This is a genomic window from Streptomyces sp. SLBN-8D4 (assembly GCF_049739545.1).
In the GTDB taxonomy this organism is placed as follows: domain Bacteria; phylum Actinomycetota; class Actinomycetes; order Streptomycetales; family Streptomycetaceae; genus Streptomyces; species Streptomyces canus_C.
Genome location: NZ_JBMGQC010000001.1, coordinates 8,972,329 through 8,993,255, shown reverse-complemented (window position 1 = coordinate 8,993,255; position 20,927 = coordinate 8,972,329). Strand labels below are relative to the sequence as shown.

At 72.6% G+C, this 20,927-nt stretch carries 17 protein-coding genes and 1 pseudogene; 10 read left to right on the top strand and 8 right to left on the bottom strand.

Going from position 1 to position 20,927, the window contains the following annotated elements:
- Positions 1-107 precede the first annotated feature (107 nt).
- Positions 108-1,136, top strand: a complete 1,029-nt coding sequence (locus RKD20_RS40730; protein ID WP_424882087.1) for an O-antigen ligase family protein — start codon at positions 108-110, stop codon at positions 1,134-1,136.
- Between the two features lie 16 nt (positions 1,137-1,152).
- Here RKD20_RS40730 and RKD20_RS40725 read toward each other — a convergent pair whose 3' ends face one another.
- Together RKD20_RS40725 and RKD20_RS40720 are read right to left on the bottom strand one after the other, a co-directional pair.
- Positions 1,153-1,701 carry a hypothetical protein gene (locus RKD20_RS40725; protein WP_424882086.1) on the bottom strand — a complete coding sequence of 183 codons (549 nt, stop codon included), beginning with the start codon at positions 1,699-1,701 and terminating at the stop codon, positions 1,153-1,155.
- An 89-nt stretch (positions 1,702-1,790) separates the two neighbouring features.
- Positions 1,791-2,579 (bottom strand): glutamate racemase, encoded by a 789-nt coding sequence (locus RKD20_RS40720; protein ID WP_424882085.1) that lies wholly within the window; start codon positions 2,577-2,579, stop codon positions 1,791-1,793.
- A gap of 39 nt (positions 2,580-2,618) precedes the next feature.
- Here RKD20_RS40720 and RKD20_RS40715 point away from each other — a divergent pair, with 39 nt between their 5' ends.
- The gene (locus RKD20_RS40715) at positions 2,619-3,815 is read left to right on the top strand and encodes a glycosyltransferase (RefSeq protein WP_424882084.1); all 1,197 of its coding nucleotides are present in this window, start codon (positions 2,619-2,621) and stop codon (positions 3,813-3,815) included.
- 4 nt (positions 3,816-3,819) lie between these two features.
- Here the strand turns inward: RKD20_RS40715 and RKD20_RS40710 are convergent, their stop codons facing one another.
- Entirely contained in the window at positions 3,820-5,025 is a 1,206-nt protein-coding gene (locus RKD20_RS40710) for a TerD family protein (protein ID WP_424883440.1), read from the bottom strand.
- A gap of 297 nt (positions 5,026-5,322) precedes the next feature.
- On the opposite strand from RKD20_RS40710, the gene RKD20_RS40705 reads away from it, so the two are divergent.
- From RKD20_RS40705 to RKD20_RS40690, 4 genes are all read left to right on the top strand, one after another.
- Complete coding sequence (locus RKD20_RS40705; RefSeq protein ID WP_381338104.1) at positions 5,323-5,760, top strand: DUF6643 family protein; 438 nt, start codon at positions 5,323-5,325, stop codon at positions 5,758-5,760.
- 41 nt (positions 5,761-5,801) lie between these two features.
- The gene (locus tag RKD20_RS40700; RefSeq protein WP_424882083.1) at positions 5,802-6,629 is read left to right on the top strand and encodes an MOSC domain-containing protein; all 828 of its coding nucleotides are present in this window, start codon (positions 5,802-5,804) and stop codon (positions 6,627-6,629) included.
- 223 nt (positions 6,630-6,852) lie between these two features.
- On the top strand, positions 6,853-7,458 hold the full coding sequence (locus tag RKD20_RS40695; protein ID WP_424882082.1) for an Rv1733c family protein: 606 nt from the start codon (positions 6,853-6,855) through the stop codon (positions 7,456-7,458).
- A gap of 111 nt (positions 7,459-7,569) precedes the next feature.
- Positions 7,570-10,005: a right-handed parallel beta-helix repeat-containing protein gene (locus tag RKD20_RS40690; RefSeq protein ID WP_424882081.1), complete on the top strand. Its 2,436-nt coding sequence runs from the start codon at positions 7,570-7,572 to the stop codon at positions 10,003-10,005.
- Here RKD20_RS40690 and RKD20_RS40685 read toward each other — a convergent pair.
- Entirely contained in the window at positions 9,975-12,293 is a 2,319-nt protein-coding gene (locus tag RKD20_RS40685; protein ID WP_424883439.1) for a hypothetical protein, read from the bottom strand. The two genes, RKD20_RS40690 and RKD20_RS40685, sit on opposite strands and share 31 nt — an antisense overlap.
- Before the next feature lie 309 nt (positions 12,294-12,602).
- Between RKD20_RS40685 and RKD20_RS40680 the strand changes: the two genes are divergently transcribed.
- Together RKD20_RS40680 and RKD20_RS40675 are read left to right on the top strand one after the other, a co-directional pair.
- Complete coding sequence (locus tag RKD20_RS40680) at positions 12,603-13,433, top strand: DeoR/GlpR family DNA-binding transcription regulator (RefSeq protein ID WP_031060176.1); 831 nt, start codon at positions 12,603-12,605, stop codon at positions 13,431-13,433.
- Between the two features lie 51 nt (positions 13,434-13,484).
- On the top strand, positions 13,485-13,964 hold the full coding sequence (locus RKD20_RS40675; protein WP_424882080.1) for an SRPBCC family protein: 480 nt from the start codon (positions 13,485-13,487) through the stop codon (positions 13,962-13,964).
- Positions 13,965-14,155: 191 nt separating this feature from the next.
- Here RKD20_RS40675 and RKD20_RS40670 read toward each other — a convergent pair whose 3' ends face one another.
- Complete coding sequence (locus RKD20_RS40670) at positions 14,156-15,301, bottom strand: PLP-dependent cysteine synthase family protein (protein ID WP_424882079.1); 1,146 nt, start codon at positions 15,299-15,301, stop codon at positions 14,156-14,158.
- A 346-nt stretch (positions 15,302-15,647) separates the two neighbouring features.
- On the opposite strand from RKD20_RS40670, the gene RKD20_RS40665 reads away from it, so the two are divergent.
- Both RKD20_RS40665 and RKD20_RS40660 read left to right on the top strand, forming a co-directional pair.
- Positions 15,648-15,971 carry a hypothetical protein gene (locus RKD20_RS40665; protein WP_351987199.1) on the top strand — a complete coding sequence of 108 codons (324 nt, stop codon included), beginning with the start codon at positions 15,648-15,650 and terminating at the stop codon, positions 15,969-15,971.
- Between the two features lie 181 nt (positions 15,972-16,152).
- Positions 16,153-16,674 carry an ATP-binding protein gene (locus RKD20_RS40660; RefSeq protein ID WP_424882078.1) on the top strand — a complete coding sequence of 174 codons (522 nt, stop codon included), beginning with the start codon at positions 16,153-16,155 and terminating at the stop codon, positions 16,672-16,674.
- Between the two features lie 521 nt (positions 16,675-17,195).
- Here the strand turns inward: RKD20_RS40660 and RKD20_RS40655 are convergent.
- The 3 genes and pseudogenes from RKD20_RS40655 to RKD20_RS40645 all read right to left on the bottom strand — a co-directional run bounded on the left by RKD20_RS40655 (position 17,196) and on the right by RKD20_RS40645 (position 20,845).
- Positions 17,196-19,758 (bottom strand): annotated as a pseudogene (locus RKD20_RS40655) (ABC transporter permease).
- Positions 19,755-20,555 (bottom strand): ABC transporter ATP-binding protein, encoded by an 801-nt coding sequence (locus RKD20_RS40650; protein WP_424882077.1) that lies wholly within the window; start codon positions 20,553-20,555, stop codon positions 19,755-19,757. Before RKD20_RS40650 ends, RKD20_RS40655 begins: the two are co-directional and overlap by 4 nt.
- Positions 20,552-20,845 carry an SHOCT domain-containing protein gene (locus tag RKD20_RS40645; protein ID WP_424882076.1) on the bottom strand — a complete coding sequence of 98 codons (294 nt, stop codon included), beginning with the start codon at positions 20,843-20,845 and terminating at the stop codon, positions 20,552-20,554. Before RKD20_RS40645 ends, RKD20_RS40650 begins: the two co-directional genes overlap by 4 nt.
- Positions 20,846-20,927 lie beyond the last annotated feature (82 nt).

Below are 20,927 nucleotides of genomic sequence, written 5' to 3'. Positions count from 1 at the left end.
CGTTACGGTGTGCCGGAGTCCCTGTCGTACGGGCCGTCGGCGTCCGGGCGGCGGGGGCCACAGGTCGGGGGACCGGGGTTTCGGGGGGCGGGGTGGGTTCCACGGGGATGACGTCTGTGGCCGGGTCCGAGGAGGACGGCGACAGACGAAACGTTTCTGACGGGGTGGGCGTCCTGGTGCTCGGCGCCTGTGCCGCCTGGTCGCTGATCACCGCGGCCGCGCACGACGGTCGCCCGGAGGGGGTGCTGCTCGCCCTGCTGGCCGTCGCCGCGGGATACGCCGCCGGCCGGATCTCGGGGGCGCTGCTGCCGGTCGCCGCTCCGTGCGCCGCCGCGCTGTCCGGAGTGGCCCTGGCAGCCGGGCTCCCCCACCTCACGCCCGGACCGGAGATCGTCGGTCCCCTGGGGCACGCGGGCGCCACGGCCGCCCTGCTGACCCTCGCCACCGGTGCCGCGTGCTGTGCCGCCTGGACCACCCCCTCCCTCACCCTCCGCGCCCTGCTGCGGCTGCTGGCCGTCGGCATCGTGCTGGCCGCGGCCGCCCTGGATTCGGTGTCCGGGCTGGTCACCTGCGCCGCGGTGCTGCTGTACTCGCTCGCCGCGGGCCGGACGCGCCACCGCGGCCCGGGCATCGCCGTTCTCGCCCTCGCCGCGACCGCGGCGACCGGCCTGACCTGGGCGGTGGCCGGGAACGCGGTGCCGGACGGGCTCACCGAGTCCCTGCGCGGCCGGCTCACCCCGCACCGGATCGAGCTGTGGCACGACGCCCTCCACCTGGCCCGCGAGGACACCGCCCTCGGTGTGGGTCCGGGCCGCTTCGGGGAGCTCAGTACGACGGCGGCCCAGTCCCTGGTCCCCGACGGGAAACCGCACTCGGCACCGCTTCAGATGGCCGCCGAGCAGGGGGTGATCGGAACGCTGCTGCTGGCCGCGGCCTTCTGCTGGCTGCTGTACGCGCTGTGGCGCTCTCCCCGCCCCACGCCGGTGGTCCTCACCGCGGCCGCGGCCCTGACGGTGCTGGCGGCGATCGCCGCGGTCGGCAACGCGCTGAGCTTCACCATGGTGTCGGTGGGCGTCGGGGTGCTGGCGGGCCTGGCGACGGCCCACCCGCTCACCGACGAACCGGCCCGGAAGTGACCGGGTCGGCCCGGTCTCAGCGTCGCGGACCCGAGGCCCTCGGCCGCAGCCGGTCGCGGATGATGCGTACGGCGGACTCCGCGTCGTCCACCGTGACCGTGAACGTATGGCCGTCCCACAGTTGGAGGACCACACCCTCACCACGGCGTACGACGACGGCGGTCCCCTTCTCGGGGCGCCAGCGATAGCCCCAGCCGCCCCACTGCCGCGGGTTGACGTGCGGGACGAACTCGGCTCCGGCGACATGGGCGAGCGGGATGCGGCGGCGCGGCACACCGATGTGGCCGCAGCGCACTTCCAGGGAGTCCATGTCGACCTTGAGGGCGACATGGACGAAGCCGAGCGTGAGGAAGAGGACCAGCAGTCCGGCCGCGATGCAGCCGACCACGGACATGACGAGCGGAGCCACGCCGGAGGTCCACGCCGAGTCGACCGCGAGCTCGATGCCGAGCGCCACGATCGCGGCGCCGCCGAGCGCCAGCAGCCACTGGATCCGGTTGGAGGCGCGGCCGGTCCAGACGTCGGTGTGGTGCGAGGAGTGCTCGCCGTGGAGGTGGTCCCTCATGCCTATGAGGTTACTCAGGTTTCGCCGTGCGGCTACCTCGTCGCGCTGAGTAACTGCTCCGGGCAGGGCTTTCCGGCCGTCCCCGGCGGTCAGCGGGCGGGTGTGGCCGTCCGCAGGAGCCGGCCCTCGGCGTAGGCCAGGGCGGGGGCGGGCAGGGCGGCGCCCTCGCGTCCGCTCAGCAGCACGGTGAGGGTGCCGGTGGCCGCGGCCTCGGGCGCGGGCTGCTCGCCGATTCGGCGCAGTGCCTGGGCGGCGACCGCTCCGGCGGAGCCGTGCAGGACGAGCGGCGGACGGCCGGGGCGCTGTACGGCGGCGCGGATGCGCTCGGCGACCAGTTCGTAGTGGGTGCAGCCCAGGACGACGGTCGTCACGTCCTCGGGGGTCAGGGCGGCGGCCGCGGCGACGGCGGCGTCGATGGCGGCCTCGTCGGCGTGCTCCACCGCCTCGGCGAGACCGTGGCAGGGCACCTCGGTGGCCGGCACCCCGTCGGCGAACTCCTCGAGGAGACCGCGCTGGTAAGGGCTGCCGGTGGTGGCGGGCGTCGCCCAGATGGCGAAGGGGCCGCCGCCGGACGCGGCGGGCTTGATCGCGGGGACGGTGCCGATGACCGGCAGATCCGGCTCCAGACGGGCGCGCAGGGCCGTCAGGGCGTGCACGGTGGCGGTGTTGCAGCCGATGATCAGGGCCTCGGGACCATGGGCGGCGGCGGCCTCGGCGAGGGTGAGCGCGCGCCCGATGATGTCGTCCGGGGTCCGGGGACCCCACGGCATGCCGTCGGGGTCGAGGGAGAGCACGAGATCGGCGTCGGGGCGCAGTCGCCGTACCGCGGCGGTGGCCGCCAGCAGACCGATTCCGGAGTCCAAGAGCGCGATCTTCACCCGGCCACGATAGACGATGAGCCCTTGGAGGCCGGTTCCGTGGGGCAGACTGCGCGCGTGAGCGCCATCGCGTGGACCGCCGCCCTGTCCCTCGCCGCCTGGCTGTGGCTGCTGCTCTGCCAGGGGTTCTTCTGGCGCACGGATGTGAGACTCCCGCCGGAGCGGGAGCCGGCGGCCTGGCCGTCCGTGGCCGTGGTGGTGCCGGCTCGCGACGAGGCGGAGGTGCTGCCCGCGAGCCTTCCCTCCCTCCTGGCCCAGGACTATCCGGGGCGGGCGGAGGTCTTCCTCGTCGACGACGGCAGCACGGACGGCACCGGAGAGCTGGCACGCGAACTGGCACGCCGGGCCGGCGGACTCACGCTGACCGTGTCCTCACCGGGTGAGCCGCCGTCGGGGTGGACGGGCAAGCTGTGGGCCGTACGCCATGGCATCGGCCTGGCACGCGCGCGTGACCCCGAGTACCTGCTGCTGACGGACGCCGACATCGCCCACGAACCGGACAGCCTGCGGCGGCTGGTCGCCGCCGCGCACGCCGGGGGCTTCGACGTCGTCTCGCAGATGGCCCGGCTGCGGGTGGAGAGCCTGTGGGAGCGGCTCGTGGTGCCGGCGTTCGTCTACTTCTTCGCGCAGCTGTATCCGTTCCGCCGGATCGGCAGAAAGGGTGCGCGCACCGCGGCCGCGGCGGGCGGCTGCGTCCTGCTGCGCGCCGAGACCGCCGAGCGGGCGCGGATCCCGGACGCCATCAGGCACGCCGTCATCGACGACGTGGCCCTCGCGCGGGCCGTGAAGGGCGGGGGCGGCCACATCTGGCTGGGCCTCGCCGAGCGGGTGGACAGTGTGCGCCCCTATCCCCGGCTGCACGACCTGTGGCGGATGGTGTCGCGCAGCGCGTACGCCCAGTTGCGCCACAACCCTCTTGTGCTGTTCGGAACGGTCCTCGGGCTCGCGCTGGTCTATCTGGTGCCGCCGGTCGCCGTCGTCACGGGCCTGGCGACGGGGAGCACGACGACCGTGGCGCCCGGCGCTCTCGCGTGGCTCGTCATGACGGGGACGTACGTCCCGATGCTCCGCTACTACCGGCAGCCGCAATGGCTCGCTCCCCTGCTGCCGTTCACCGCGTTCCTCTATCTCCTGATGACGGTCGACTCGGCGGTGCAGCACTACCGGGGGCGTGGCGCGGCCTGGAAGGGCCGCACCTACGCGCGCCCCGACGCCGTCGCCGGCGAGGAGCGGTGAGGCCTCACTTGCGGCCCGGTGTCCAGTTCATGCCCCAGCCGTAGACGTGGTCCACCGTCCGCTGCGGGCTCACCCCGCGGTCGGGCACCAGATAGCGGGCCTCCCGCTGCACGACCAGGTCGTCGCCGGTGTTGGTGATCAGGGCCAGCGCGCACACCGTCGAGGGCACCGTGCACTCGTCGAGGGAGAAGTCGATGGGGGCGCCGTACTGCGGCTGGAGGGTGACCGTGGCGTGCAGGTCGGCGAAGGAGCGCGCGCCCTCGTAGATGGTCACGAAGACGAGGATGCGCCGGAAGTCCCGTGTGTGGTCGAGGTTCACGGTGAGGTTCTCGCCGCTCGCCACGGCACCGGTGCGGTCGTCGCCGTCGAGGTGGATGTACGGCGGCTGGTGCAGGGCTCCATAGGCGTTGCCCAGCGCCTGGACGACTCCCTTGCGGCCGTCGGCGAGCTCGTACAGGGCGCACAGGTCGAGGTCGAGGTCGGCGTGCATGGCCACCGCGCGGCCGCGCTTGCTGCCCCAGCCCGAAAACTGTTTACGCACCTGCCAGTTGAGGTTCACGCGCATCGCGCCCGAGGTGCCGCCCTGTTTGGCGAGGGAGACGGAGGGAGCCGCCTTGGTCAGCGTGACTTTGGAAAGGCGGACCGGTTGCGAAGAAGGGGTGGGTGGTGGTGCCACCGGTGCCGCCTGCTGGGGCTCGTCCACGGTGATCCCGAAGTCCGTTGCCAGACCTTCCAGTCCGCTGTCGTAGCCCTGCCCGACGGCACGGAATTTCCAAGCGCCCTGACGGCGATAGAACTCCCCGAGGACGAAAGCGGTTTCTACGGTCGCGCCCGTGCTGTCGAACCGCGCCGCCACGGTTCCCCGCGCCTCATCCCGCACCTCGATGTAAAGATCCGGAATGCCGGCGAAGGTCCCGCCGTCCGCGGAAGCGACGAGCACGACGGTCTCCACCGACGGCTCCACGCGCGCGAGATCGACGAGCAGCGTGTCGGTCACCCGGCCGCCGTCGGTCCGTTTGCCCTCGTGGCGGACGGCTCCGGAGGAGTGCTGCGGCTGGTTGTAGAAGACGAAGTCGGCGTCGGAACGGACCTTTCCGTCGACGAGCAGCAGGGCCGAGGCATCCGCGTCGGGGACCCCCGGCCCGGAGCGCCAGCCCACTTCGACGCGCAGTGCCGTCGTGGGCACCGGCGCGTTCGACCCTTTCGGCATTGACATGTCCGCCCCCATCAGGTGTCGGCAGGCCAGGACGCGCCCCGGCGGTCCCTGGAGTTCTTCCCGCACAACCTATTCCCCCGGGCCGGTGAACTCCCATCCCGCGCACAGGAAGATCGCCGGGCAACCGGCGGTAACCCGCTCGGAACTCGGCCTTTACAAGGATGGGACCTGGATTCGCGTCCTTTTTTGCCGAGTTCGCTCGCATTGGGGATCCCGCGTCACTGCCGACACGGAAAACAACCCTCTTATCGGTCTCCCCAACCAGCACATCGTGGGCTTAACTTATGTGCCATGACCTCCCCCCGCTCCACTTATGGCGGCGGCTACTACTCCGCCTCCTTCCCGGACACTCCGATCTACGACTCACTCGTGGCCGAGCGGGGCACCCCGCAGATCGCCCCGATCCGGGTGCCGGCCGCGTACGACGTCCCGGCAAGCCACCTGCCCGCGCTGCCGTCCGCGCTGCCCGCTCTTCCCGCGGGTCCCTCCTACTCCTCCTACGGCTATCCGCAGGCGCAGCAGCCCGCTCCGCTGCAGCAGGCGCCCGCGGCGTACATCCCGCAGCAGGCCGCCGCGCCCCGCGGTTACCCCGGACCGCAGCAGCAGCCGCGTCCGGCCGGCCCCGGCATGGGCACGGGCTACGAGGCGATGCGCCCCGCGGCTCCCCGGCCCGCTCCGGCGGCTCCCTACCAGGACCCGTACAACAACCAGCAGTACCGCGGGTACTGATCCCCTCCCGGGCTGTCGGTGCCACCTGGCACGATGGCCCCATGGGGAATGCACAGCTGTTGTCGATTCACGTCCATCCGGTCAAGGCGTTGCGGAGTCAGGCACTCCAGGAGGCCGCGGTGGAGCCCTGGGGGCTGGCCGGAGACCGGCGCTGGGCGCTGGTCGACGACGGGGGAAAGGTCGTCACCCAGCGACAACACCCGCGCCTCGCGCAGGCCGCCGCCGAGCTGCTGCCCGGCGGCGGTGTCATGCTGTCGGCGCCCGGCGTGGAGCCGCTGGCGGTGCCGGTCCCCGAGCCGGGTGAGACCGTCACGCTGGACATCTTCGGGGACAAGGTCGAAGGGGTGCCTGCCGCCGACGCGGCCGCGCACGCGTGGTGCAGCGCATACCTCGGCGCCCAGACCCGCCTCGTCCACATGGACGACCCCGCCACGCGCCGTCCGGTCGAACCCGAGTACGCGCTGCCGGGCGAGACCGTCACCTTCGCCGACGGATATCCGCTGCTGCTGACTTCAGCGGCGTCCCTCGACGCCCTCAACTCCCTGGTCTCCGAGGGCCGACACGCGGCCGAGGGCCCCCTGCCCATGAACCGCTTCCGGCCGAACGTGGTCGTGGGCGGCACCGACGCCTGGGCCGAGGACGACTGGTCGCTCCTCGCCATCGGGGACGTCACCTTCCGAGTGGCCAAGATGTGCGGGCGGTGCGTGGTGACCACCACCGACCAGGACCGCGCCGTCCGCGGCAAGGAGCCCCTGCACAGCCTGGCCCGGCACCGCCGCTTCGGCAGCAATCTCGTCTTCGGACAGAATCTGGTGCCCCGCTCCCGCGGCACGATCCGGGTCGGCGACCCGGTCACGATCCTCGAATAGGGAGCGGGCGGCGGGTCGACGCAGCGGCCTTCGGACAAAGTTCCGCCAAAGATCCACCCGGCTACCGCCGACGGGAACACCGCCCGGGGGCCCGCACGTTGGGGCTTTCATGAGGAGTTCATGAGAGGACCCGGCCGCAGGTGATTTCGCTCTCTCTTCGGCCGGTCCCGCGCGTGAACAACTCCGTCCGGGGTTATCACGGAGCGGGAAGGGGGTGCGGACGGTGCGAGCGATCAGTGGACTCTGGCGTTGGCGGCGCAACCCGCTGCGCCGTGGGACCGACCTGGCCGAGGCCTGGGTCGCCCTCCTGGCCCTGCTCCTGATCCTGGTCCTCGGGCCGGTGATCGGCGCCGTCACCGGGCATGCGGCCCAGGGCGCGCTCCAGCGGTCGGTCCGTGAACAGCAGGCTTCCCGGCGGCTGGTGACGGCGATCGTGATCCGCAAACTGGAGCGCTCGCCGCTGGACGCCGACCCCGAGGCCACCGCGGGGCGGAATCCGCGCACCCGGGTGGTGGCCGACTGGACCGCACCGGACGGCACCAGGCACCACGGCACGGTCCTGGCCGGTCTCCAGACCCCGCACCGCGGTGACCACTTCGGCCTGTGGACGGACCTCCACGGACGGATCGCGGCCCGGCCGCTGGACTCCGCCACCGCCACCACCCATGCCGTTCTCGCGGGCACCGGGGCAGCTTTGCTGACCGCGGGCCTGACAGAGGGCGTCAGGCGGCTCGCCGTCTGGCGCATGGTCCGTCGCCGGTACGCCCGTTGGGACCAGGCCTGGGACCGCGCGGGCCCGGACTGGGGCCGGACCGGCACCGGCAGCTGACGGCCTTGGTGCTCTGGTCAACCCACCGCCCGCGCGCACGCTACGGTGGACCGGCCGAGGTTCCTCGGCAGCACAAACCCGCGTACTACGAGGTGGGGGCACAGCAACGCCATGGCACAGGGCACGGTCCAGGTGACGCACACCGGTACATCGCGGTGGCGGCGCCGCACGGGTGAGTACGCGTCGCTCGCCGCCGCCCTGGAGGCCGCGGCGGACGGTGACGTGCTCACGGTCGCGCCCGGCACCTACCGGGAGAACCTCGTCGTGCAGCGGGCGGTGACCCTGCGCGGCCCCGAGGGGTCGCCCGGTTCCGTGCGGATCGCGCCCCTGGACGGGGTGCCGTTGACCGTGCGCGCCTCCGCCGTGGTGCTGGACCTGCATGTGGAGGGCCAGGACGCGGCCGCGCCCGCCCTGCTCGTCGAGGAGGGCACCCCGGAGCTCGCCGACATCCGGATCGTCACGCGGTCCGCGGCCGGCATAGAGGTGCGCGGCGGCGCCCGCCCGACCGTGCGCCGCTGCACCGTCGACAACCCGGCCGGTGTCGGCATCGCCGTACTGGACGGCGCGGGCGGGGTGTTCGAGGAGTGCGAGATCGTGGCGGCCGGGCAGTCCGGCGTCGCGGTGCGCGGGGGCGCCCACCCCCGTCTGGAGCGCTGCCGGATCCACCACACCTCGGGCGCGGGCCTCTCGGCGACCGGGGAGAACTCCGCGCTGGAGGCGGTGGGCTGTGAGGTCTACGAGGTCCGGGGCAGCGGGGTCCAGGTCACCGGCCGGGCCACCGCGCACCTCACCGACTGCGATGTGCACCGCACCACCGGCGACGGCGTCACGCTCGACACCGACGCGGTCCTGACCCTGGCCGACTGCCGCATCCACGACATCCCGGAGAACGCGGTCGACCTGCGCTCCCGCTCGGTGCTCACCCTGACCCGCACGACGGTCCGTCAGTTCGGGCGCAACGGCCTGTCGGTGTGGGACCCGGGCACCCGCGTGGACGCCAACCAGTGCGAGATCTTCGACAGCACGGGCGATTACCCGGCCGTCTGGGTCAGCGACGGCGCCACCGCCGTACTGGACTCCTGCCGGGTGCACGACGTGCCGGACGCCCTGTTCGTCCTGGACCGCGGCTCGCGCGCGGACGTCGTCGACACCGACATCTCCCAGGTCCGCAACACGGCCGTGTCCGTGAGCGACGGCGCCACCGCGCAGCTCGACGACTGCCGGATCCGGGACGCGGCGACCGGCGCCTGGTTCCGTGACCACGGCAGCGGCGGCACCCTCAACAGCTGCACCGTGGACGGCACCCAGACCGGCGTGATCGTCACCAAGGGCGCCGACCCGACGATCGAGCGCTGCACCGTCGACTCCCCCGCCGAGGCGGGCTTCTACGTGTCGGCGGGCGGCCGCGGCAGCTTCCTGAACTGCCGGGTGACGGGCAGCGGCGGGTACGGCTTCCATGTCATAGACGGCTGCCGTACGACGCTGAGGAAGTGCCGCACGGAGCGCTGCGCGCGCGGGGGCTACGAGTTCGCGGACGCCCCGGACGCCGCCGCCGGAGCGGGCCCCGTCGTCGAGGACTGCACCAGCGACGAGAGCGGGGGCCCGACCCCGCCCGCGGCCCGGGAGACGGTCGTGCAGACGGAGTCCCGCTCCCCCGGTCTGCTGGGGACGATCCCCGGGCAGCGTGTCACCGAGCAGGACCCGCTGATCGCCCCCGCGGAGCCGGAGAAGCCCTCGCGTACCTCGAAGGCCGTGCTCGGTGAACTCGACGCCCTGGTGGGCCTGGACAGCGTCAAGCGCGAGGTGCGGGCGCTCACCGACATGATCGAGGTGGGCCGGCGACGCCAGCAGGCGGGCCTCAAGGCGGCGTCCGTCAAGCGCCATCTGGTCTTCACCGGCTCCCCCGGCACCGGCAAGACGACGGTCGCCCGGCTCTACGGCGAGATCCTCGCCTCCCTCGGCGTGCTGGAGAAGGGTCATCTCGTCGAGGTGTCCCGTGTCGACCTGGTCGGCGAGCACATCGGTTCCACCGCGATCCGTACCCAGGAGGCCTTCGACAGGGCACGCGGCGGAGTGCTGTTCATCGACGAGGCGTACGCGCTGTCGCCGGAGGACTCGGGCCGGGACTTCGGCAAGGAGGCCATCGACACGCTGGTGAAGCTGATGGAGGACCACCGGGATGCGGTCGTGGTGATCGTCGCGGGCTACACCGCCGAGATGGAGCGGTTCCTGTCGGTCAACCCGGGTGTGGCGTCCCGTTTCTCACGGACCATCACCTTCAGCGACTACAACCCCGAGGAACTCCTCCGCATCGTGGAGCAGCAGGCCGAGGAGCACGAGTACCGGCTGGCTCCGGGCGCCGCGGAGGCCCTGCGGAAGTACTTCACCGTGCTGCCCAAGGGTCCCGCCTTCGGCAACGGCCGTACCGCCCGCCAGACCTTCGAGGCGATGGTGGAGCGGCACGCGAGCCGGGTCGCCCACGTGGAGGACCCGACCAAGGACGACCTGACCCTGCTCTACGCCGAGGATCTGCCCGAGTCGTCCTGAGTGCGCGGGCCCGGCACATCCGACTGGAGCCGGCCCAGCAGTCTCGCCCGCTCCTCGGCGAAGACCGGGTCTGCCTGGTAGTCGGAGTGGCCGAGGATCGCCGACGGCAGCGGATGCAGATCGGTGCGGCCGTAGGCGAGCGGGTCCTTCAGGGGCTCCCGGTCCACCTCGGGGCCGCAGTCGCCGGGCAGCCGGACCGGGCCGCCGATGGGGTCGGTGAGCCGGTAGAGGTTGCGCCAGCAGTCCACGTCGTGGTGCAGGGCGGTGAGCGCGGCCGGGCCGAAGTGGGCCGGGAACCAGCGGCCGTAGAGGCGCTCCAGCGGGGAGCCGTAGGTGAGCAGGGCGACCCGCCCCCGGACCGCCGGCTCCAGCTGCCAGGCCGCGGCGGCCGCCAGCACGCTGCCCTGCGAGTGTCCGGAGATGACCAGCCGGCCGCGCGTGGCGCGGATCCAGGTCGCGATCCGCCAGGTCAGGTCCGGTACCGCGCGCTCGGCGTAGCAGGGCGGGGCGAAGGGGTGGGCGGCGCGCGGCCAGAAGGTGCCCACGTCCCAGAGGATGCCGATGGTCCGGCGCGCGGAGGGGTCCTTGTAGGCGCGGCGACCCCAGGTGACGAACAGGATGAAGCCGAGGCCGATCAGCCAGGAGCCGAGTGCCTGCGCGGTGTCGGCGGCGCCCTGGACGAAGGCGTACGCCCCCTCGGTGGCCTTTGCCGGTGTCCTGTGGGAGGTCAGGGCGCCGACGAGGGCTGCGGCTCCGAGGATCAGGGTGCTGGCCGACGTCACTCCGAGCAGGCGGGGTCCCCGGTCCGTCAGCGCCGCCATGGCGCGGGTGCGGGCGATACGGCGGGTGCGTGCCGCGTCCTTGGGCTCCGCGGGGTACTCGCTCTCGACGGCGCCCAGTTGGTCCCGGCCGGAGCGCCAGGTGCGCCGGCCGAGCCACGCGCAGTGGCCCAGCAGCACGAGGAGGACCAGCGGGATCACGGACGCCTGCCAGGTCAGCAGGACCGGCGGGCCGGGGATGGTGGCGCCGGTGCCGTCCAGCCAGTCCGCGACGCGCTGCGAGACGCCGCCGGACATCACGCCGCCCAGGGCGCAGGCCAGTGTCGCCACGGCGGGGCCGGCCAAGCCACGCATCGCGGCGCGCGGGTCGGGATGCGTGCGGTACAGCAGGTGCGCGACCACCGCCAGGGCGACGACCAGCAGGCCTTGCACGAAGGCGATCCCGCCGAAGGTGGCGTCGCCCGAGAGCCGGCCGTGCGACTGCCACCCCGGCCGTTCCCACCCGGCGTACACCGCGGCGAGGGCGAGCAGGACGAGCGCGGCGAGCGGCAGGCGCCGTACGAGATGCCCGTCGAGCTGCCGGTCGAGGTAGTTCTCGCTGCGGCCGCGGCGGCACACCACCCAGACGACGGCGACCCCGGCGGCGACGAGACCGGCCTCCAGGAGGCGGCCGAGCGTGTCGAGGAGGGCGGGGCCGCCCGGTTCGCGGTCGAAGCGGGCCGCCGTGGAGCTGACCGCCGCGGCGATCGTCAGCAGGCCCGCCGCGGTGTGCGCGGCCCGCAGGCGGGCGACCAGCCGGCGGCCGTACCAGAAGCCGGGCCGGCCGAGCGCGGTGCGGTCGTTGTCCTCCTCCGGCTCGCCGGGGCGGGCCATGGGCTGCTGGGACTCGTAGGCGCTCCAGGTGCGGTGGGACAGGTACCAGAGCAGGCCGGTCAGCGCGGCCGGGACCACGGCCGCCAGCGCGAGGCGGCGGCCCGGCCGGCTCCACCAGCCGCCGTCCGACAGGTCGGGCGACAGGAAGCCCAGCCAGGAGTGCGACTCGGCGCACGCGCGCGTGCCGGCGCACTGCCAGGCCGCGAGGTCCAGGGCGACCTCGCAGGCGGCGGCGACCAGCAGCACGGTCAGGGTCAGGCTCGCGAGCCGTACCAGGAGGCCGTAGAAGCGCACGGTGCGTCTGCGGTCGCGTGCGGTGGGGCGCATCCAGTGGGCGAGGTTGACCACCATGAACGGCAGCAACAGCAGCCACAGGGCGCGGGTGCCGTTGCCGGAGGTGAGATTGCACCAGACGTACGCCTCGGGCACCGGGCCGGTGCGCCCGTCGCGTGGTCTCTTCTCGGCGTCGACGTCGTCGGCGCGCCGGAAGACGGCCGCGACCTCGTCGCCGGTGATCCGTACCGTGCGCGGATCGTCGAGCATCTTCTCCGGCGTGGTGCCGCCCACTCCGTGGACCAGGAGTTCCAGGGCGGTTCCGGATTCCTCGGGCCGGGCGGCCGAGCCGTCCGCACCCATGGTGGTGAGAGGTTCCACTGCTTCGCACTTCCCCCGTGACGCGCCGTCGGCATCTGTCCGTGCGCGCACAAGGATCTCCGCTCAGCGCCCTGCGCGCACCACTCGTCACGGAATCTCCCCGATCCGGGTGACGGCCGGAGCCCACTGTCACCCGGGTGACGCGAGCGCGACGGGGCGGTCGGTGGCGCTCCTGGTGGGGGCCCGTGCGAGTATGGGACGTCCCGCGCACCAGGGACGGGCAAAATGTCCTCGTGGGAGAGGGTGCGCAGGGCGAGTCGGACGGCCCCAGGCGAAAGGACCGGAGCGTACGTGAGTGAGAATCAGAACCTCCTCGCGGAGCAGCGGCGCGCCCTGATCCTGGACGAGGTCCGGCGCCGAGGCGGGGTGCGGGTCAACGAGCTGACCCGCAAGCTCGGCGTGTCGGACATGACCGTGCGGCGCGATCTCGACGCGCTGGCCCGCCAGGGTGTGCTGGAGAAGGTGCACGGCGGCGCGGTCCCGGTGGTCGAGGCGAGCACCCACGAGCCCGGTTTCGAGGCGAAGTCGGGTCTGGAGCTGACCGCCAAGGAGGACATCGCGCGGTCCGCGGCGGAGCTGGTCGCCCCGGGCACCGCGATCGCGCTGTCGGGCGGTACGACGACGTACGCGCTGGCCCACCATCTGCTCGACGTGCCGGACCTGACCGTGGTGACCAACTCGGTGCGGGTGGCCGACGTCTTCCACGCGGCGCAGCGCACCACGGGCCCCCGTCAGGGCGCGGCGACCGTCGTGCTGACCGGCGGGGTGCGCACGCCCTCCGACTCGCTGGTGGGGCCGGTGGCCGACCAGGCGATCGGGGCGCTCCACTTCGACGTGCTCTTCCTCGGTGTGCACGGCATATCGGTCGAGGCCGGCCTGTCCACGCCGAACCTCGCCGAGGCCGAGACCAACCGGCGTCTCGTGCAGTCGGCACGGCGGGTCGTGGTGGTCGCCGACCACACCAAGTGGGGCACCGTGGGCCTGAGTTCGTTCGCCTCGCTGGAACAGGTCGACACGCTGGTGACGGACGCCGGGTTGCCGGCGTCGGCGCGTGCGGAGGTCTCGGAGCATCTGCGGCGGCTGGTCGTGGCGGGCGAGTCCGTTGACGGTACAGACATCTGACTGAGCGTCAACTAGGGTGGCCCTCCCGTCGGACTCCAGGGGAGTGTGCCCATGGCTCACCAACTGCGCGAGGTGGGGCTCGACTTCATAGCCGCCGCGCCCGTACGGATGGTGTTCGTGCAGGAGATGTCGGCTCCGCCCAAGGCGGTCCACCGGGCGCTCGCCGAGGACGTACCGGGCTGGGAGGAATGGTTCTCCGCGGTGACGCTGGCCCGCTCGACCGGGGACGGCTCGACCCGGGAGATCCACCTCAGGGGCGGCGGGCGCTTCCAGGAGACGATCCTCGCGGCCGACGCCCCGGAGGTGTACGCCTACCGGGTGGACGTGGCCAACGCGCCCGGCGCCCGTGCCATCGCCGAGGAGTGGCGGCTCACTCCCGCCGGGCAGGGTACCCACGTGCGCTGGACGTTCGCCGTGGACGGCACGGCGGCGTTCCGCACGGTCACCAGGCTCGGCAGGCCCGGGCTGGGACGGGCTTTCCGGGAGGCGGTCCGGACGCTGGACCGGCGGCTCGCGGCGCAGAGCGCGTAGCGGGAGCCCTTCTTTGGAGGGTCCATGGTGAGTCCGGCTTTGGAGGGTCCGTGGTGAGTCCGGGCGCCTGACGCGACGGTGCATGGTCAGCCCGGCCATCTGACGCGCACCCTCGCGCTCGGCGCCCGCGGAGCGGACGTGCGCCGGACCGGTGCCGAGTCGTGGACCGCCGGCCAGAGGCTGCCGGTTGACTAGAGGCTGCCGGAAGCCGCCTGACCAGGCCAGAGCCCCGTCTCCAGCAGGGAGGCGATCGCCGTCGTGTACGGCTCGATGTCCAGGCCCTGCTCGGCCAGCCAGGCGTCCGAGTAGTACTTGTCCAGGTAGCGGTCGCCAGGGTCGCAGAGAAGGGTGACGACGCTCCCCCGGCGACCCTCGGCCACCATCTCGGCGATGATCTTCAGCGCGCTCCACAGTCCGGTGCCGGTCGAGCCGCCCGCCCGGCGGCCGATGGCCCGCTCCAGGGCGCGCACGGCGGCGACACTGGCCGCGTCCGGGACCTTCATCATGCGGTCGATCGCCCCGGGCACGAAGCTCGGCTCCATGCGCGGCCGGCCGATGCCCTCGATGCGCGAGCCGCAGTCGCATGTGACGTCCGGATCGCCGGTGCTCCAGCCCTCGAAGAAACAGGAGTTCTCCGGGTCGGCCACACAGATGCGGGTGTCGTGCTGCATGTAGTGGACGTACCGGGCGATGGTCGCCGAGGTGCCGCCGGTGCCGGCGGTGGCGACGATCCACGCGGGCTCCGGGAAACGCTCCAACTCCAGTTGCCGGAAGATGGATTCGGCGATGTTGTTGTTGCCGCGCCAGTCCGTGGCCCGTTCCGCGTAGGTGAACTGGTCCATGTAGTGGCCGCCCGTCTCCCCCGCGAGGCGGGCGGACTCCTCGTACATGGTGCGCGGGTCGTCCACGAAGTGGCACCGGCCGCCGTGGAACTCGATGAGGCGGATCTTCTCGGCGCTCGTCGTGCGCGGCATGACCGCGATGAAGGGCACGCCGATCAGCTTCGCGAAGTACGCCTCGGACACGGCGGTGGAGCCGCTGGACGCCTCGATCACCGGGCGGCCCGGCCGGATCCAGCCATTGCAGAGGCCGTAGAGGAAGAGCGAGCGGGCCAGCCGGTGCTTGAGGCTGCCGGTCGGGTGGGTCGACTCGTCCTTGAGGTACAGGTCGATGCCCCACTTCTCCGGGAGCGGGAAGCGCAGGAGGTGGGTGTCGGCCGAGCGGTTGGCGTCGGCCTGGACCTTGCGGACGGCTTCTTTCAGCCAGCCGCGGTAGGCGGTGTCGCTGTGGTCGATGTCGAGGGTGTCGCCGGTCCGGATCTGCTGAGGGGTGCTCACGGCGGGGCTCCTAACACTTCGCGCCGACGGCGCGTCGCGCGGCCGATGACTCGATCATAGACACCTTCCGCACGCTTCTCACCTGCATAAACACTCCTTTGAGAGCCTCAAAGGCACCCTGGGGTCGCAACGGCGTGCGGGGGTGGGGGCGCATTCGGGCGAGTGCTCCGGGCGCTCCCTGCGAGATGTCGTGCGTACTGGTGCTCGACGCCCGTGGCGGGCAGACTGCACCGGGCGGGACGGACGTCTCGAACGGGGGCGCACACTGGATCACGACAGAACCCGGCTCTCGGCCCACGCGGCCGCACGGGTCGGCACACCGACGCGCACAAGGGGGCGGGGCGGCATGGCGGAGCCGGAGTTCAGGGCTACGGGCGTGCGGATCGGGAAGAGGTTGCGCTCGCTCACCCGAGCCGGTCAGGTCCGGATCAACGACGGCAGGCTGGAACTGCTCACCAGTTACGGCAGCGAGATCGACAGCGCGCCGGTCCAGGCGGTGCGCGCCTCCAAGCCCTGGTTCGCCGCGGACGACCGTGCTCTCGCGGACCTCAACGGCAACCGGTATCTGCTGACCCTGGGCGAGCACGACCCCGCTCCGGGCGAGCCGGGGCCGCCCGCGGCACGGCGGTTCATCGAGGCCGTACGCCGGGCTGCGGGGCGTAGCCAGTAGGTCACCGCGAGTTGCGGTACCGCGCCTCCTGCGTCACGCTGGTCTCACATCACTCTGGGTTAACCGGCGATCACGCTGCAAACCAGCCCGCCGGGCACGACAGCAGGCGGCCGTTCCACGCAGGCACCTGCTCGATCCGAACTCCGTGTTCTTCCGGACCTCACGTCGGGGAGTCGCAGCCGTGATCAGTCACCCAAGCAGGCATTGCACGGTGGAGCTTCAGGCTCTGCCGTCGCGGATCGGCCAGGTCCGCAGAATCCTTTCTGCGCAATTGCGCTACTGGCATCTTGATCCCCTCATAGACCGGGCCGTGCTCGGTGTGACGGAGCTGTTGACCAACGTCCACCGCCATGCGCAGCCCGACAAGACGTGCACCGTGAAGATCGAGCTGCTGCTCGACCGGCTCATGGTCTCGGTGCACGACCACGACCCGCGTCTACCGGTCGTTGCCGACATCAAGGACACCGAGCCGCTCGCCACGTGCGGGCGCGGGCTCGCGATGGTCGCCGCGGTCAGTGAGAGCTGGGGCGTACGGCCGGACGGCGAGTCGGGGAAGTTCGTGTGGTTCACCCTGCCGACGCCCTCCGCCGCACGGCCGCAGCGGCGCACCGTCCTCGACAAGACCGCGCTCAGGTTTGTCGAGGTGCGGACCGACGCCCGCAGGCCCGAACACGCTCCCGCCCGGTCCGCCGTTGCCGGCTGACCGGGCGGTGACGACTCCTCTGCTGGCGTTCGCTCGTCAGCCTGCGGGGCGCTTCCACGCGGTGTCGTTGCGGCGATCGTGCCCGGCCCATCGGGCCGCCTCGCGTCCGCCGTCGCGACACCGGCGCGCCCCTCCGGCTCGCGCGTGGCCGACGCGCCGGCTCCGTGAGTGTCGGTGGGCTCATGCCGGTGTCACCCGGTGGTTCGCTCCCGCCCGACTCGCGAACCGCGGTTCGGTCCCACGCGACTCACTCGGGGGCGATCGCACGTAGTACGACGAGACGCGCGGCGCGTCGGGCCGGGCGCAAGCCCACGAAGGCTCCCGCGCGTTCGCCGACCCGACACCGACGCGCCCCTCCCAGACTGACCCGGCCGACGCCCCGACTCAGCGAACTGCGGTTCGCTCCCTCGCTGGACCGCGAAGACTCCCGCACCTTGCCGTCCCGGCACCGGCGCGCCCCTCCCGCGGCCTCCCGGCCGAACCGCCGACCCAGCGATCGGCGGTCCGCTCCCTCACCCCAGTCACTCGGTCGCGATCGCCCGCAGTACGTCGAGACGCGCGGCGCGTCGGGCCGGGCGTAGGCCTGCGAGGGCTCCTGCGGTGAGGCCCACCAGGGTGACCACCGCGAGTTGCGGGGGCGGGACGGCGAAGGCGAAGGTGCTGTCGCTCGTGCCGTCCGAGGCCCTGACCAGGACCCAGCCCAGGAAGGCGCCGAGGGTGAGGCCACCGACCGTGCCGAAGGCGGCGACCAGGACCGACTCCCAGCGGACCATGGCGCGGAGTTGGGAACGTGTCTGGCCCACGGCCCTCAACAGGCCCAGTTCGCGGGTGCGTTCGTGGATCGCCAGGGTCAGGGTGTTGGCGATGCCCAGCAGCGCGATGAGGACCGCGAGGGCGAGCAGCGCGTAGACCAGCGTGAGCATCATGTCGATGCCGCCGGCCGACGACTGTGCGTACTCGTCGCGGGTCTGCACCTCGGGATGGCCGTACCGTGCCGCCACCCTCTCCACCGCCGCCTTGCCCGCGCCGGCGCTCACGCCGTCCTTGAAGGAGACCGCGACGAGCGTGTCGGAGTCCTGCGTGCGGTGCGGGGCCCAGGCCGCGCGGGTGATGACGTAGTCGCCCGCCAGCTCGGACCGGCCGTAGACCGCGCGGACCGTGAAGGTGTCCTTCTCGCCGTCGGTGAAGGTGAGTCGGGTCCTGTCCCCGGTTGTGAGGCCCTGTTTCTGCGCCTCCGTCCGGGTGATGGCGATGCCGTCGGTGCCGAGGCCGCGCAGGGAGCCCCGTACGGTGCCGAGGTCGAAGGTGCGCTCCAGGGCGAGTGGGTCCGTGACGGTCAACGCCCTTCCCTTGCCGTCGACTTCGGCGACACCGCGCCCGAGGCCCACGGCCGTGTCCACCTCGGGGAGTGCCCGAAGCGCTCCGGCGAGCCTGGGGCTCAGGCCGCTGCCGCCCGCCCCGAACGACGGGGTGCTGACGGCGACATCGCCCGCGAAGGACCGGGACACGGTCTGGTCCATGGTGGCCTTCAGGGACGCCCCGAACACCGTGAACAGGGAGACCACGGCCACACCGATCATCAGTGCGCTCGCGGTGGCGGCCGTCCTCCTGGGGCTGCGCAGGGCGTTGCGCCGGGCGAGGGAGCCGGTGACTCCGCGGAGCCGGCCGAGGGGACCGCCGAGTACGCGTACGGCCATCGTGGAGGCGACCGGGCCGAGGACCACAAAGGCCGCGAGGGCCAGGACAGCGCCGGTTGCCGCGAGCCAGAGGGACGGTGACACCAGGACGCCGGTGAGGGTGAGGCCCAGGGCGAGCGCGGCCAGACCGGCCCCGGTGACGGCACGGACGCGGGAGGCGCCCGACTGGTCCACGGCAGTCTCGCGCAGTGCGGCCAGGGGCGCGGTGCGTCCGGCGCGTACGGCGGGCAGCAGCGCGGAGCCCAGGCAGACCACGACGCCGACCGCGAGCGGCAGCAGCATCGACAGCGCGCTGATCACCAAGTCGCCCTCGGGAAAGGGGAATCCGATCGCCGGGAACAGCGCCTGGAGGCCGGCGGCGACCCCGATGCCGCCCGCGATGCCCAAGGCGGAGGCGGTGACGGCGACGACGCTCGCCTCGGTCAGGGTCGACGCGGTGACCTGGCGGCGGGAGGCGCCGAGTGCCCGCAACAGGGCGTTCTCGCGGGTGCGTTGGGCGACGACGATCGCGAAGGTGTTGTGGATGGAGAAGGTGGCGACCAGGAGGGCGACGCCCGAGAACACCAGGAGAAGGGTGGTGAAGACGGACAGGAACTGGCTGGAGATCATGTCTGTGTTCTCCTCGGTCGACTCCTGACCGGTGATCGCCTCGACGCCCTGGGGCAGTACGCGGGTCAGCCGGTCGACGAGCTCCCGCTGACCGACGCCGGGACCTGCGCGCACCTGGATGGTCGACGCCTCACCGGGCCTGGCCGTGAGGTACTTCTCGGCGTCGGCCCGGGTCATGCCGGTGAAGGTCACCTGGGCCATGCCGTCCTCGCCGCCGAAGGTCGCGAGACCGACGACGGTCACCTCGACGGGGGTCGGGCGTGCGCAGGACCGTGGTGTCGCCGATCTTCAGGTGGCCCTTTTCGGCGGTGCCACGGTTGACGACGACCTCGCCGGACCTCTTCGGCGCGCGGCCCTCGGCCAGTTCGTACGGGTTGAGCTCCGGGTCGTCGATCCAGTTGCCGGCGAGGGTGGGCGGACCCTGGCCGCCGATGGGTTTGCCGTTCGCGCCGACGAGCTGGCCGGCGCCCTGGATGTCGGGGACGGCGGCAGCGACGCCGGGGACCTGCTCGACGGTCCTGACCAGGTCGATGGTGACCGGCTCGCGCACCCCCTGGCTCTCCCCCGGCGTGGTGATGGCCTCGGCGCTGCGGACCACGGCGTCGGTGCCGCTGGTCGCGTTGCCGAACATGGTGTCGAAGCCGGCGCGGAGGGTGTCGCCCATGACGAGTGTTCCGGCGAGGAAGGCGACACCGAGGAACACGGCGAGGAAGGTGCCGGCGAAGCGCCGCTTGTGGGCGCGCAGGGAGGACACGCTCAGACGGAGGGAGGCGTTCATACGGGATCCTCCGTCCAGGTCCGCGAGGTCGCCGCTGCCCCCGAGGACACCTCGAAGGCCTTCATGCGGTCCAGGACCTTGTCGGCGGTCGGGTTCTCCATACGGTCCACCAGGCGTCCGTCGGCGAGGAAGACGACCTCGTCGGCGTGGGCGGCGGCGACCGGGTCGTGGGTGACCATGACGACCGTGCGGCCCGTCCGGCGCACGGTCCTGCCAAGGAGGCCGAGAACCTCTCCGCCGGAGCGGGAGTCGAGATTCCCGGTGGGCTCGTCGGCGAAGACGACGTCGGGCCTGCCGGCGAACGCCCGGGCCACGGCGACGCGTTGCTGCTGCCCGCCGGAGAGCTCGGCCGGCCGGTGACGGAGCCGGTCGCGCAGGCCGACGACGTCGATCAGCGCGTCGATCCACTCGGGGTCGCCCTTGCCGCCCGCGAGGTCCAGCGGCAGCCGGATGTTCTCCTCCACGGTCAGGGTCGGCACCAGGTTGAACGCCTGGAACACGAAACCGACGCGGTCCCGGCGCAGGAGGGTCAGACGGCGGTCGTCGAGGGAGCCGAGGTCGGTGTCGCCGATGCAGGCGGTGCCCTCGGTGAGCGTGTCGAGGCCGGCCGCGCAGTGCATCAGGGTGGACTTGCCGGAGCCCGAGGGTCCCATGATCGCGGTGAAGCGGCCGGCCGGGAAGTCGACGCTCACCCCGTCCAGGGCCCGCACGCCGGTGTCGCCGCTGCCGTACACCTTCACGGCGTCGACCACCCGGGCGGCCGGCAGGGTCCTCGTCGAGGCGGTCGTGACGGTCATGCCGCACCGCGCTTGCCGGCCGCACGGCCGAACTGCTCGTCCAGGACGGACAGTCGGCGCCAGTACTCGTCCTCGTCGATCTCGCCGGAGGCGAAGCGGCGGCCGAGCATGGCGATCGGCGAGTCGCCGGAGGGGCCGGCCTCGGCCATGGCACGCCACGGTCCGCGACGGCCGCGCCAGAGAGTGCGGCGCAGGACGGTGACGACGCCGAGCACGACGGCCGCCCAGATCAGCGGGAAGAAAAGGATCCACGGGCCGGGGCCACCGTCCCAGTTCGCGAGAGTCTGCATGTCGGTTCGTCTCCCTGGAGTTCTGAAGGTGTCGATCGGTGATGCTTCGAGACTGGCTCCGGGGAGGGGGTCGGGTCGTCGT